11 protein-coding genes are annotated in these 14315 nt (G+C 49.8%); 10 read left to right on the top strand and 1 reads right to left on the bottom strand.

Annotation, left to right across the window (positions count from 1 at the left end):
- Positions 1-141 precede the first annotated feature (141 nt).
- From O9H85_RS23680 to O9H85_RS23645, 8 genes are all read left to right on the top strand, one after another.
- Positions 142-1131 (top strand): carbohydrate ABC transporter permease, encoded by a 990-nt coding sequence (locus tag O9H85_RS23680; protein ID WP_269883886.1) that lies wholly within the window; start codon positions 142-144, stop codon positions 1129-1131.
- A gap of 22 nt (positions 1132-1153) precedes the next feature.
- Entirely contained in the window at positions 1154-1996 is an 843-nt protein-coding gene (locus tag O9H85_RS23675; RefSeq protein WP_269883885.1) for a carbohydrate ABC transporter permease, read from the top strand.
- Between the two features lie 18 nt (positions 1997-2014).
- On the top strand, positions 2015-3832 hold the full coding sequence (locus O9H85_RS23670; RefSeq protein WP_269883884.1) for a sensor histidine kinase: 1818 nt from the start codon (positions 2015-2017) through the stop codon (positions 3830-3832).
- 10 nt (positions 3833-3842) lie between these two features.
- Positions 3843-4604 carry a response regulator transcription factor gene (locus O9H85_RS23665; RefSeq protein WP_269883883.1) on the top strand — a complete coding sequence of 254 codons (762 nt, stop codon included), beginning with the start codon at positions 3843-3845 and terminating at the stop codon, positions 4602-4604.
- A gap of 139 nt (positions 4605-4743) precedes the next feature.
- Entirely contained in the window at positions 4744-6279 is a 1536-nt protein-coding gene (locus O9H85_RS23660) for an ABC transporter substrate-binding protein (protein WP_269883882.1), read from the top strand.
- Between the two features lie 16 nt (positions 6280-6295).
- Complete coding sequence (locus O9H85_RS23655; RefSeq protein WP_269883881.1) at positions 6296-7669, top strand: sulfatase-like hydrolase/transferase; 1374 nt, start codon at positions 6296-6298, stop codon at positions 7667-7669.
- A gap of 4 nt (positions 7670-7673) precedes the next feature.
- On the top strand, positions 7674-8978 hold the full coding sequence (locus O9H85_RS23650) for a sulfatase-like hydrolase/transferase (RefSeq protein WP_269883880.1): 1305 nt from the start codon (positions 7674-7676) through the stop codon (positions 8976-8978).
- Positions 8975-10441 carry a sulfatase gene (locus O9H85_RS23645; protein ID WP_269883879.1) on the top strand — a complete coding sequence of 489 codons (1467 nt, stop codon included), beginning with the start codon at positions 8975-8977 and terminating at the stop codon, positions 10439-10441. The genes O9H85_RS23650 and O9H85_RS23645 overlap by 4 nt, the downstream gene beginning before the upstream one ends.
- 126 nt (positions 10442-10567) lie before the next feature.
- Here O9H85_RS23645 and O9H85_RS23640 read toward each other — a convergent pair whose 3' ends face one another.
- A complete protein-coding gene (locus tag O9H85_RS23640; RefSeq protein WP_269883878.1) occupies positions 10568-12031 on the bottom strand; it encodes a sulfatase family protein in 1464 nt (487 codons plus the stop codon).
- Positions 12032-12310: 279 nt separating this feature from the next.
- On the opposite strand from O9H85_RS23640, the gene O9H85_RS23635 reads away from it, so the two are divergent.
- Both O9H85_RS23635 and O9H85_RS23630 read left to right on the top strand, forming a co-directional pair.
- Positions 12311-13108, top strand: a complete 798-nt coding sequence (locus tag O9H85_RS23635) for an AraC family transcriptional regulator (RefSeq protein ID WP_269883877.1) — start codon at positions 12311-12313, stop codon at positions 13106-13108.
- Between the two features lie 146 nt (positions 13109-13254).
- Entirely contained in the window at positions 13255-14268 is a 1014-nt protein-coding gene (locus O9H85_RS23630; protein WP_269883876.1) for an alpha/beta hydrolase family protein, read from the top strand.
- The last annotated feature ends 47 nt before the right edge of the window (positions 14269-14315 follow it).

The following is a 14315-nucleotide window of genomic DNA, read 5'->3' as shown; positions in this document are numbered from 1 at the left end:
TGAAGTTTCGAGCTTCTTAGATAGAGGTCTTCCTTATGCTTTAAAAAGTAAGAAAAACACACCTCATTGTAAAAACGTGATTCTTACAGATTGGTTTGATAGCGATTACAATTAAGCTATTACTAGAGGAGGTGACGAGGCTTGAATCATTCGACGAAGCTCAGCCATGAGTCAAACGCCCTACCTGGGCGTATGAATACTGTGCGGACCACGCGGTCCATCAGCAGTCATCGGAATCGAAAGACGCTATGGTGTTATGCGTTTATTACGCCGCAGCTCATCATGTTTTTGGTATTTACTTTATATCCGATCGTGATGAGTTACGTTTACAGCTTTTTCCGTTGGAACGGGTATGGGCCGCTGGAGGGATTTATCGGATTCGATAACTTTGTTGAAACGATCTATGATCCGGTGTTTTGGAACGCGTTTAAAAACAATTTTATTTTCATGGTCTCGTTAGTCGCCGTACAGGTGCCGCTGGCCCTTGTGCTTGCGATTATCTTAAATGCCCATTGGTTGAAGGGTTCTGCGGCTTACCGGGCTATTTACTTCTTGCCGGTGGTCACGACGACGGCTGTTGTAGGACTCGTCATGCGCTTTATTTTCGGCGCCTACAAAGGCTTGGTCAATGAAGTTCTGCTGAAGCTGGGTTTAATTGAAAAGCCCGTAGATTGGATCGGTTCTATCGATACAGCTCTGTTAATCGTTATCATTGTGGGGATATGGAAAAGCTTCGGTATGAACATGATCTACTGGTTAGCCGGATTGCAGTCATTACCCAAAGAAATTTACGAGGCGGCGAGAGTGGATGGCGCTAATACGCTGCAGCAATTCCGTTATATTACCGTGCCATTGCTAATGCCGGTAGGCAGTGTGATTCTGCTGCTGTCGGCCGTTAATGCACTTCACGTTTTTGACCTGGTAAAAGCGATGACGGAAGGGGGGCCCGCCTTCGCGACAGATATGGTGGACCTGTATATTTACCGCTATGCCTTTTCCAGCGCGGGGGAAGCACGTGTCGGCTTCGCATCGGCCGCGGGGATTTTTTACGGCATTGCGGTACTGGTTATATCGCTTATTCTTGGCGCTCTGGTGAAGATGACCGGAGGGAAGTCCACGCAGGGACACTGATCTTGATGAGGAGGGAAAATCTATGCTTCAAAGGCGAATCAAACACGGACTGCCCAAAGTGCTCCTGCATATCATTCTGATCGGCGTAGGGATCGTCTGGATCTATCCGTTTATTTGGATGGTCGCTTCATCGCTCAAGACCAATTCGGAATATTTGACGGGTGGATTAACATTGCTTCCGAACAAGCCGCAGTTCGCGAACTACGTCCGGGCCTGGGAGACGGCCAATTTTTCTACATATTTTACAAATACGGTTACCATCACCTTGGCTACGGTTACTCTGGTTATCCTACTTTGCTCCTTGACCGGGTACGCACTGGGCCGCTACCGATTCAAAGGGCGTATTCTGTTCGTCTCGGCCGTAACGGCAACCATGTTCATGCCAAAAGGCTTTACGATTATCCCGGTATATTCACTAATTAACGCCATGGGTCTCAATAATACGCTTCTCGGGGTGATTCTGGCCGAATCCGGCGGTGCCCATGTACTCTTTATTTTGCTTTTTATGACGCATTTCCGGGGATTACCCAACGAGCTGGAGGAATCGGCGGAAATGGACGGCTGCGGTTTTTTCCGCACCTTTGTTCAAATCATGCTGCCGCTGTCTAAGCCGATTATTGCGACAACCGCCATCATGCAGTTTATGTGGACTTGGAATTCCTTCCTCATTCCGTTAGTATTTACCTTAGGTAAAGAAAAACTGCGAACGTTGGGAGTGGGGATGTATCAATTCGTCGGTGAGTACAGCATTGATTATACGGGAATGGCAGCGGCCGCCAGCATATCTTTGCTCCCTATTATTGTTGTTTTCCTCTTGTTTCAGCGTTATTTTGTGGAAGGGATTGCAGGGTCGGTCAAGGGTTAGGTTAACGGGTGTCCCCCTATGCTAGCCGTTAAGGAACGGGTACTTCAAACGCTGCAAAATGCCAGTGTGGTCAAAAAGTTATTTCTTGTCTTTTGCATGATAAGCTTGATTCCTTTGCTGATCTCTGTGCTTGCTTTTCATAAAAGCGCTTCCAATGCGCTGGAGCAAGAGCTTGGTGCAAATACCTTGGAAATTTTGAAGCAGGTCGACAGCCGTTTAGGCTCCTTTATTCAGGAAACGGAACGAATGGCCAATATGGTAAGGTTCGGGGAAGCGACAATCAATTTTATGGACTTGAAAGAGCAGAATGACGACCTGTTCACCATTCAAACCTTTGGGGACATTCGTAAGCTTCTATGGGCAATCGCCAGCTTGCGCAGCTATTTGGAAGGTATTTATATCATTAACGACCACGGCCTTATGGTGTATGCCAATACGGAGAACCGGCTAGTGAAGCCGGCTTACGATTTTCAATCCCAAGGATGGTACAAGGATATTTTGAGTAACAAAAACTTTCGATTGTATCCGGTTCGGGAGCAGGATTATTTGGATAGACAGCCGGTTGTGAGTTTTGCAGGCCGAATCTTCGATGTAAACCGAAATCAAGACCGGGGGACACTGCTCATCAATTTCAATCCCGATGTGATTTCTTTTATGAGCGAAAATATTCAGTTAGGAAAAACCGGCTATGTATTCCTCATGACACCGGACGGCCGAAAAGTCAGTCCCACCGGCAAGTTTCCCGAAGGCCTCATTCGATTGCCGCGCTTTGCCGAAGGACTCAAACAGCAGGATAGCGGCCATCTGATTATCCCTTATGAGGGAGTCAAGACAATGGTCAGCTTTTATACTTCTCCTTCTACCGGCTGGAAGATTGTAGGGGTCGTGCCTTTTGACGAAATGGCCGAAGGCATCCAGAATGTGCGGTTCATGCTGTATGTGATTATCGCTCTTGCGGCGGTGTTGATTGCTTTTATGTCGATTTTCTTATCGAGGGCCATTACAAGGCCCCTGAAGCTGCTCGAAGATAACATGCTGCAGGTCGAAAGCGGAAATTTCACCACGAAGGTTGAAGTGGGGAGCGGAGATGAGATCGGGCGTCTCGGAAGAAGATTCAACCGGATGGTAAGCGAGCTGGAAAACATGCGCGAGGAAATATACTTGTCGAAGCTTAGGGAATACCGATTAGACATGCTCCATCGGGAGGCGGAGCTGAAGGCGCTGCAGGCCCAAATTAATCCGCATTTTCTTTACAATACGTTAAATACGATCACCTGTATCGGAGAAGTCAATGAAGTGGAAGAAATATCGGTGATCAGCGGCTGCTTGGCCAAAATGTTCAAATACAGCATTAGCCCGAACCACTTTGCTTCATTATCCGATGAACTGGATCATGTGAATTCCTATATCAAGATTATCGGCATGCGTTTTCGGGAAAGGATACAATACCATTTGAACGTGCCGGACGATCTGCTGAAGGCCCGGGTTGTTAAGCTGACGGTGCAGCCGATCGTGGAAAATTGCGTGAACCACGGGCTTACTCCGAAGCTCGGAAGGGGAAACATTTGTATTGATATTTATGCCAGTGGTGAAACCTTGATCATCCGTATTGCCGACGATGGGGTAGGCATAGCTGAGCAACGACGGGCCGAGCTCTCCGAGCAGTTGATACAAATTGGGGCTCCCGAAGCCCGAATAACGGAGCATATCGGATTGCTTAATGTTCGCCAGCGGCTTCATATGCACTATGCCGGACAAGGAATCCTTCGTCTGAGCAGTAAGAAAGACCAAGGCACCGTTGTAGAAATCAGCATTCCGCTCGAATGGCATTCATAGGGGGGACGTTATGTACAGCGTATTGGTTGTGGATGATGAAGCCTGGATGTGCGAAGGGATGACTAAAATCATTCAAAAAACAAATACCGGATTTGATGTCGTGCGAACGGCCGAAAACGGCTTGGAGGGGCTCGCGTCGCTCCATGATAACGAAGTCGACGTTGTGCTTGCCGATATTTGCATGCCCGGGATGGATGGACTCGAAATGCTCCGCAGGATGCGCGAAGCGGGTCATGAGCAGCCGGTGGTGATCATATCGGGGCATCATGAGTTTGATTATGCCCAAAAAGCCATCCGTTACGGCGTCTATGATTACTTGTTAAAACCGGTGGATCGTGAGGAGATCTCCCATTTGCTGGTAAAGCTGTCCAGGAAATTGGAAAGAGAGCATGCGTCGGAACGTTCGAATAGGCTGCCGGCGGAAGAGGAGCCAAAAGAAGATGATCTGCGCAGCGGCTGTCAAATTGTTAGGATGATGATGGATCAGGCCAAGAGGAAATATATGAACGATTTATCGATATCCGTCATATCCGACCAAACGGGCTTTAATCCGTCTTATTTAAGCCGAATTTTCAAGCAAGAAACGGGGAAGGGCTATGTCCAATATGTAACGGAGATCCGCCTGGAAGCAGCAAGAAAGCTGTTAATGGAAAATCCGGACCTTCATGTTTCCGAAATTGCTCATAGGGTAGGCTATTGGGATGATAAGCATTTTTCTAAGCAGTTCAAAAGGGAATTCGGCATGACGCCAAGCGAGTATCGAAGAGGGTAAGAAATCCCCACCCCAAAGTAAAAAAACGCTCCTACAGACCTACTGTGATAGCGGTTACAATTAGGGCACGGCCTGTTTGATGTCCACTGCGGACTCATAATCCGCGGCAGCCGGAATATGGTTTAGGGGGAGTATTCGGATGGCGAATAAACGAAAGGCAGGGTCCTCCCTGCTCGCGACGGTCACCCTGTTGTCGACAGTGCTTGCCGGCTGCAGCGGCGGCGGAGACGCAGGGAATGCGAAGTCAAAGGGGGAAGCGGGCGGAAACTCGGACTCGTCGGGTAAGGAGGCAGTCATTCGTGTATGGGGACCGCATGACTTTATGAAGGGCGATGAGAGTCCCGGGCAGCAGATGGTCAAAATTTTTAATGAGAAGAATAAAGGCAAAATTCGCGTAGAAATGAAATATATGCCATGGGCTGAATATAACACCGCTATTCAAGCGGCCGTCACCTCCAATGATCTGCCCGATATTTTTAACCTTCCTCAAAATATTGACTTCCAGCAGGTCGTCGCTTCCAAGTGGATTCGTCCTCTCGACGGGCTCGTTTCCGATGCTTGGAAGAAGCAGTTCTACAACGGTGCCTTCGCTGAAGGGGTGAATGTCATCGGCGACAAGACGTACACGTGGCCGATTTTCGGACCGCAAATGAATCAACTGCTTTACTACAACAAGGATGTATTGAAAAACGCCGGACTCGATCCTGAGAATCCGCCTAAAACCTGGGATGAGCTTAGAGCCATGGCCAAAACCGTGACAGAAAAAGGGAAAGGCGACGTTTTCGGAGTTGTTTTCGCTATGGCCGAGAACGGCTATGCTAGCAATACGGTGACGGGATTCGCAGCGGGGATCAACAATCTAGATTCCGATGGTTTTAACTATAAAACGGGGGCATATACTTATGTCTCCAAAGCCATTTCCGATTCCGTGAAGTTCATTCTAGATTTAAAGAAAGACGGCAGTATATTACCTTCTTCTTACAACTTGAAGCATCCGGAGGCCGGAGCGCTGTTCGGTCAAGGCAAGGCGGCCTTCCTGTTCGACGGACGCTGGAGAATGTGGCTGATCAAGCGCGATACGCCCGACGCCAAATATGGGATGGCAGCGCTGCCTACCCCGACAGGGCAGCCGATGATCATGCATCATACGCTGGCTAACAATGGCGGGTTTATGGTTTCGAGTAAAACGAAATATCCGGAAGCGGTGGGTAAATTCATCGAAGAGGGGCTTGCTTCGGAGCTGTTCTATGAGCGTTTCATGAAAAGCGGTGTCGCGCTTGCTCCAATCGAGAAGCTGAACTCGGATAAATCCAAATACCCGTATCCGGAATACGAAGCGTTCGCCAAGCTGCATCAAGAGGTGCTGCGGCTTCGTCCGGATCCGGCCGTACGCAACCCGGAAGCGGTTAAGGTACTCGTGGAAATCGGCGGTATGGGACAACCGAAAATCAAGCCGAGCTTCAATGAAATATTGCAGGCGATCATCACCGGCGCCGAGAAGGATCCCGATGGGGCGCTGAAGCAGTACAACGAGAAGATGTCCAAAGGCTTTAAGGACGGAGTAGAAAAGATCAAGCAAAGCGGCGTGAAGGTCGAACCCGGCGATTTCAGCTTCCCGAACTGGGACCCCGCGAAGGATTATACGGATCAAGATTATGCAGCACTAAAAAAATGACCGAGGAGCCGTGAAAATGACGGATCAACTGAATGTCATCGTTTTCTTCACCGACCAGCAGCGCTGGGATACCACCGGGGTGCACGGCAATCCGTTAGGCCTCACGCCTAATTTCGACCGGATGGCCTTAAGGGGTACCCACCTGTATCACACTTTTACCTGTCAGCCGGTTTGCGGACCGGCCAGGTCATGTCTTCAGACCGGGATGTATGCGACAACGACCGGCTGCTACCGTAACAGTATTCCGCTTCCCCACGAAAATCGCACGCTAGCTCATTATTTTAAGGATGCAGGTTATGCCACCGGTTATATCGGCAAATGGCATTTAGCGAGTCACGAGCCGGTACCGGAGGAGGAGCGGGGAGGCTACGAGGAATGGCTCGCGGCGAATCTGCTCGAATTTTCCTCCGATGCCTACGATACTGTGTTGTATGACAACGATAATCGTGAGGTAAGACTTCCGGGATACCGTGTGGATGCGCAGACCGATGCGGCCATCCGATATATCGACCGGCACCAGAGCGAGCCGTTCTTTCTGTTTCTTTCTTACTTGGAGCCGCATCACCAGAACCATACCGACAACTACCCCGCTCCTGACGGCTATGAGGAAATGTATACGTCAAGGTGGATGCCGCCGGATCTTCAAGCGCTCGGAGGCACAGCCCCACAGCATTTGGGAGGATATTACGGTATGGTCAAGCGGCTTGATGAAGCCCTGGGCCGTCTGCTGGATGCTCTAAAAAGCTTAAAGCTGGATAACCGCACGCTGGTTTTATTCACGTCGGACCACGGCTGTCATTTCAAAACGCGCAACGGCGAGTATAAACGATCCTGTCACGAAAGCTCTATCCGTATCCCAGCCGCGATGCTTGGGCCAAGCGGAATGAACGGCGGGCAAATCAGGGAGCTGGTCAGCTTGATTGATCTTCCGCCCACTTTGCTCGATGCGGCCGGGATACCCGTACCCGAGAAAATGCAGGGACAATCGGTTATGCCGCTCATTCGAAGGGAGAGAATCGAATGGCCTTCCGAGGCGTTTGTACAAATCAGCGAATCCCAGGTGGCCCGCGCCATTCGCACGGACCGGTGGAAGTACAGTGTCCACGCCCCCGACCGCAGCGGTTGGTCTGATCCAGGTTCGGACCGTTACGAGGAGGAATGCCTGTACGACTTGTACGCCGATCCGTACGAGCTTCATAATCTGATTGGTATGGACAGCTATCGGAAAGTAACGGAAGGGCTCAGGGAGCGGCTGATGAACAGGATGGCCCAAGCCGGGGAAAGGATGCCGCTTATTGTACCCGCCCCTTCAAAAGCCGGCGGACAGCGCTGCATTTCGATCGAGGAGAGGAGAGCCGATGTTACGGGCGGGCCCGTAAAGCGGCGTTAAGGATATGCGAAGACCGAATATTATCATTTTTTACTGTGACGATCTGGGATACGGGGATTTGGGCTGTTACGGTTCGAAGGCGATAAAAACACCGCATCTCGATCGTCTCGCCGGCGACGGCATCCGATTTACGAATTGGTACAGCAACTCTCCCGTTTGCTCGCCTTCCCGGGCTTCCCTGCTGACCGGGCGATATCCGGCCAAAGCCGGCGTAACCCGTATCCTGGGCGGAAAGAGGGGAGCTGCAGGCCTTCCGCTTGACCAGCCGAACTTAGCCAAAACCTTAAAGGCAAGCGGTTACCGGACGGCACTATTCGGAAAATGGCACTTGGGTGCTTCAGCCGAACACGGCCCGAACTCTCAGGGGTTCGATGAGTTCTTCGGATTTCGGGCCGGGTGCATCGATTATTACTCGCACATTTTTTATTGGGGACAGGGTGCAGGGGTTAACCCGGTGCATGATTTGTGGCATAACGAGACAGAGGTTTGGGAAAACGGACAATATATGACCGAGGTGATAACTAGAAAGTCGGTGGAATATATCGATGCTTCAGAGGAGGAGCCTTTCTTCCTCTATGTCGCCTATAACGCGCCTCATTATCCTATGCATGCGCCGAAAACGTATGTAGACCGGTTTCCCGACCTTCCGCCGGACCGGAGGATCATGGCGGCAATGATCGCTGCTGTGGATGACGGAGTCGGCGAAATTGTTGATGCTTTGAAGCGCAAGGGCCTCTATGAGGATACCGTGATCTTTTTCTCCAGTGATAATGGCCCGTCCACCGAAGCACGCAATTGGCTGGACGGTACGGAAGATTTGTATTACGGCGGTACTGCTGGCCGCTTCCGAGGGCATAAGGCCAGTTTGTTTGAAGGAGGAATCCGGGAGCCCGCGATTCTCTGTTATCCGTCAGGCTTACCGGGAGGGCTAGTGAATGAGGAATCGGCTATCATGATGGACATCTATCCTACGCTGACGGAGTTAGCCGGGATCGTTTGGGAGAAGGAACACATCGACGGAGCCAGCCTATGTCCTGTTATCCGGGAAGGCGCAGTAAGTCCCCATACGCAAATATTCTGGGAGTACGACGGTCAATTGGCGGTTCGGGAAGGACCTTGGAAGCTTGTCTTAAATGGAAAGCTCGATTTTAGCCGTAAGGCGGCCGATCCGATCCATTTATCCAACCTGGAGACAGATCCCGGAGAGCAATACAATGCCGCCGAGCAGCATCCGGAACTCGTCCGGAGGCTGATAGAGAATGTACAACATTGGTACCATTCTCTTCGGCCGGAGGAGGAACCTCAGTGAAAGCAATCGTTATTATGTTCGATTCGCTAAACCGGCATATGCTTCCGCCTTATGGCTGCGCATGGACCCATGCCCCCAACTTCAGCAGACTGGCCGAAAGAAGCGTCACTTTCGATAACAGTTGGGTAGGGAGTATGCCATGTATGCCGGCCAGGCGCGATATGCTGACCGGGAGGTATAATTTTTTGCACCGGAGCTGGGGGCCTTTGGAGCCGTTCGACGATTCGATGCCGGCGATTCTGAAGAAGATGGGCGTCCATTCGCACTTGGTAAGTGACCATTATCATTATTGGGAGCCGGGAGGAGCCACTTATCACAGCCAGTACAGCACATGGGAATTCGTTCGCGGCCAGGAAGGCGACCCATGGAAAGGTGAAGTCGCGGAACCGGATATTCCCGAGCATGTAGGCCGGTATGACGGCTACAGGGCGCAATTGTTCAGACAGGACTGGATCAATCGAAAGTACCTGGAAAGTGAAGAGCTCCATCCGCAGACGGAAACCTTCACAAGAGGGATAGAGTTTATCCGGACAAACCGGAATGAGGATCGCTGGCTGCTGCAAATAGAAGCGTTCGACCCGCATGAGCCTTTTTTTTCACATGCCAAGTATAAAGAATTATATCCTCATGAGTACAGCGGAAAGCATTTTGATTGGCCGAATTATGGGCGCGTTCAGGAAAGACGGGAGGAAGTCGAACACTGCCGTTATGAATACGCTGCGCTGCTCAGCATGTGCGACGCTTACCTGGGCAAGGTGCTCGACGTCATGGATGTGCTCGATTTATGGAAGGATACGATGCTGATCGTAGCCACGGACCATGGCTTCCTGCTCGGGGAGCACGACTGGTGGGCCAAGAATGTGATGCCGTTCTATAACGAAATTGCCCGGACACCGTTATTTGTATGGGATCCTCACGTGGGCAGGAAAAATGAACGGTGCGGGCAGCTTACGCAGCTCATCGATTTGGCTCCGACCCTTCTGGACTTCTTCGGGGCGCCGATTCCTGAAGATATGCAGGGCATCCCTTTGCGTCAAGCACTGCAAGCCGCAAAACAGACGCGGGAGGCCATTTTATTCGGCATTCACGGGGGACACGTAAACTGCACTGACGGCCGTTATGTGTATATGCGTGCGCCGGTTCGTCCTGATAATACGCCGTTGTACAATTATACGCTAATGCCGGCGCATATGGCGTCCCTGTTCAGTATCTCGGAGCTTCAGCAGCTCGAGCTGGCCGAACCGTTTCCCTTCACAAAAGGGGTACGGACGATGAAAATCCCGGCCGCATCCTATACGGGAGCCCACCGTTTTGGAACGCTGTTGTATGATTTGGCAAGCGATCCCGAGCAAAAACAACCGATCCGGGATGCAGAAGCAGAGCATCGAATGATCGGGTACATGACCAGCCTAATGAGCATGCATCATGCTCCGCAGGAACAATATGAGAGATTAGGACTGTAATACAAAAAATCCCCGCTTCATATCGAGAGCGGGGCACAGGCTGTCGGGAAAGTCTCGCAGGCCGCGCCCACGGCTAGGGCCAATGAAGCGCCGCCTGCTTGTCATTGCTGCAGAAACCACGGAGCGTTAAGAAAATTCTCTCGGATGACGGATACGCAGTTCCGGAACAGCGTATCCTCGTCCTGTTTCCTCCAGTCGTTCCACGTACTTCTTCAATTGACCTTTAGCATGGTAAGGTCCGCCCTCTTTGATGACTGTCCACATCGGGTCAATGTCAAAAGTCATTGATTCCATCATCGCATCGTGCCATTCGTTTAAATAATAAACCGCTTTTTGGCAAAGCTCGGGCTGCGTTTGCGCAAGGTTAATCTGTTCGTGCGGGTCGTCTGATAAATTAAAGAGCATTTCTTTGTCAAATAAATGAAACCCGTCGTGATAAGTCCGGATATACAAATAATCCCCGAAGCGCACGCTGCGCTGGCATACATGCGCACATTGGGAGACGACCAGATAGTCGCGTCCGCAAGGCATGCCTGAGGCTAAAGCCGGTGCATAACTAACCCCATCCCAAGACCCCTTTGGCTTTTTCGCAAGTAGTTCAGCGATTGTCGGCAGCAAATCAAGGTGATAGTGTAATCCTGTGTCGACATGCCCCTGCTTCATGCCTGGCCAACGGATAATCATAGGGATGCGGCAAGTTCCTTGGTCGGCGGTACCATGCTCTCCGTATATGCCGAGTTCGCCCATGTTTTCTCCGTGATCTGCGGTAATGATTACAATAAGCTCCTCCATAACCCCCTGTTTCTCCAACTCATGGAAGATCTGGCCGATGTTGTCGTCCATGTAACGAATGCCGCAGTCATATCCGTCGATCATCCGCCGCAAGCCTTCGCGGTCAGTAAATTCGCCGGGGTGACGGGGAAATTTCGGATTGGTTCCGGCGTCGAACATGTTGATTTCACGCGGGCTATGCGGGCCAACCTTCCGGGTGGTGTGCTGCTCGAGCACCTCATCGGTAATCCAAGCCGGCAGCGGTTCGTTCTCAAACGGATTTCCAAACTCCTCCGGTGCGCGGTAAGGCGTATGCGGATCCCAATAATTGACGTAGAGAAACCAGTCGTCCTGTTGTGCGTTTCTGCTGATCCAATCGATCACCACCGGGGTGACTTCCTCGGCCGATTCCATACCGCCCTTGCCGGTATTATGGATTTCATTAAACCCTGCATAGAACGTCCACGCGGAATGACGCTCGCCGAACGGACTGATTAGTGAGGTTTTCATACCAGCTGAACGAAATAACGCCGGGAAGCAATCGCTCGTAAGACGGCTGCGGAAGGCGCGCCGTTCTCCCTCGTGACGAACATCTGCCGCGGTCCCTCCGTGTCCGACAACTCCGTTGTGAATGCCGAACTGCCCGGTCATTAATGCGGTACGAGACGGGAAGCAGGGTGCATCGGAAGTGTAATAATTCGTAAAACGGACGCCTTGCTCGGCGATACGGTCAATATTGGGCGACGTATTCCGGTGATAGCCGTAACAGCCCAGATGGTCGGGGCGAGTGGAATCCAAATCCAGTAACAGTATTTTCATCGATCTATTCTCCTCTTCAATGAAATGGGTATATCCTTTAACTGCGCCTGCTATTCCATCAACAAAATTGCGTCCCGAGGTCCTCAGCTTGCCCGGCTTTCGGTATCGTTGTTTCCTTTATACTAACGAATCAATCCCGCTTTATCTATGTACAGAACAACGATCATATGTACAATTCTACTGCGAATATTGTTAGATATCTGCTTAGTTACTATTAACTATTGAATATTTACACGTACACAGATATATTCGAATTAAGATGCTTATAAGGAGACGCTTATGTTAAAACTACACTCCGTGCATTTCGACAACTATATTCCAAATTGGCGCAATCATATCATTGTTTTTAACGTATTAGCCCTCATTGTTGATGGAAAGGTGCGCTATACGATTAACGACCAGACGGTGATCGGTGAAAAAGGCGATTTGTTATTTTTTCCAAGCGGTATACCTCGTGTCGGTGAAAACGTCGAACGGGAGCATCAGAAAATAACGGTTTTGTTTAAAAACGAAGACCAGGACTTACGGCAACTCCCATTTTTGAAATCGATACCTTACTTAAAATGTAAAATTCGTAGTTTTGAATATATGAAACAACGATTTGAGCGTCTATTTTATGAGACCGTGGGGAACGGATCGTTTCAGCAGTGGATCGTGAATGGCATTTTTCAGGAGCTTGTCGGTATTTCAGCACGGGAGTTTGAGCTTGTGGAAATCGCCCCGAGTAAATTAAAGCTGGCCGATAAGATCCAAAAGTTTTTGCTGTCCCACTACCGGGCGACGATCAATATCGAGCAGATAGCTGCTTTAATCAATCGCTCGCCCAACCACACTATCTCGTTGTTTCGCGAAGTAACGGGCGTGTCGCCCATTCAATATGTTCATCTGCTTCGGATGAAGGAGGCTTGCAATCTGCTGACCAACTCGGACTTGACGATTACGGAAATATCGAATCATTTGGGGTACTACGATCATTCTTATTTTTTTCGCACGTTTAAAAAATACACTTCCATGTCTCCTACTGAATACCGCCATTTCGGCTCCCCGGCGCAGATACCATTCGTGAATCTCATTTAAAGAAGGAATATTAAATTTGAAAATAGAGGAAGTAAATCGATTTCGTTGAATACTGATAGATATATAAAGCGGTTTACTTACGTAACGGGAAGTGTGTTTTTGTGAAGTTAAAGGAAATTACTGATAATATCAAGGAGGAAACCTAGATGTGGAGTCCGGATCAGTATTTTAAGAATTTATTTGGGAGTGTGACTCCCTCCGAGAAATTTCAGGCATCTTCAGCGCAGGAATGGAGCGAGTGGAGGGAGCGTTTGCGAAAACGGTTCGTGCAATTGTTAGGCGGATCGCCAGCTGAGAGTTCCGAGCTTGCCCCGGTCCTTCTTGAATCCAAAGATTGCGGTGATTATATTCGCGAAAGGATTCAAATACAGACTTATCCTGGGCTCCACATGCCGGTCTATGTTCTCGTTCCGAAAGAACGCAAAGAGCGATCGGAAGCGGTAATTGCCTGCCATGGACATGGTTATGGAAGCAAGGATATCGTCGGATTAACCGCGAATGGAGAGGAGAAGAGTGGGGACATCGGCTACCAAAAAAATTTTGCCGTTGAACTCGTTAAAAGAGGATATATCACAGTCGCTCCGGAATTACTGGGATTTGGTGATCGTAAGCTGTTCGTTGACGCTCAGGCACAAAATTCCTGTCACCGTCTATCTACTTTTCTCTTGGCAATGGGTCAAACCATGGCAGGATATCGAGTATTTGAAACGTTACGCTGCGTCGATTATTTACTTACACGCATTGACGTAGATGCGGAACGAATCGGATGTATGGGGATTTCAGGCGGAGGTCTTGTATGCTCGTTTGCCGCGGCAATTGACGATCGAATATCCGCAGCTGTCGTCAGCGGATTTACCAACACATTTCAAGACAGTATTTTATCCATTCATCATTGTGTCGACAATTATGTGCCTGGTCTTTCGCTTGTTGCGGAAATGCCGGATTTACTCGGTTTAATCGCTCCAAAGCCTCTTCTGGTCGAGGCCGGAACAAAAGATCCGATTTTCCCTGTACAAGCCACTTTGCAAGCATACGAGAAAATTAGGAACGTTTACCGGCTGTTAGAAAAAGAAGAAAAGCTGGAATTAGATCTTTTTGAGGGCGATCATGAGATATCAGGAAAAGTAGCTTACGATTGGTTTCGCCGAGTCTGGGCATGATGGGATATCCATTTAGCAATTGGGAATAGGATAGGGATGAAATGAAA

It is taken from the genome of Paenibacillus gyeongsangnamensis (assembly GCF_027533625.1).
GTDB lineage: Bacteria > Bacillota > Bacilli > Paenibacillales > NBRC-103111 > Paenibacillus_G > Paenibacillus_G gyeongsangnamensis.
Note: the sequence above shows the minus strand (reverse complement) of the source record. Positions and strands in the feature narration are given on the sequence as shown.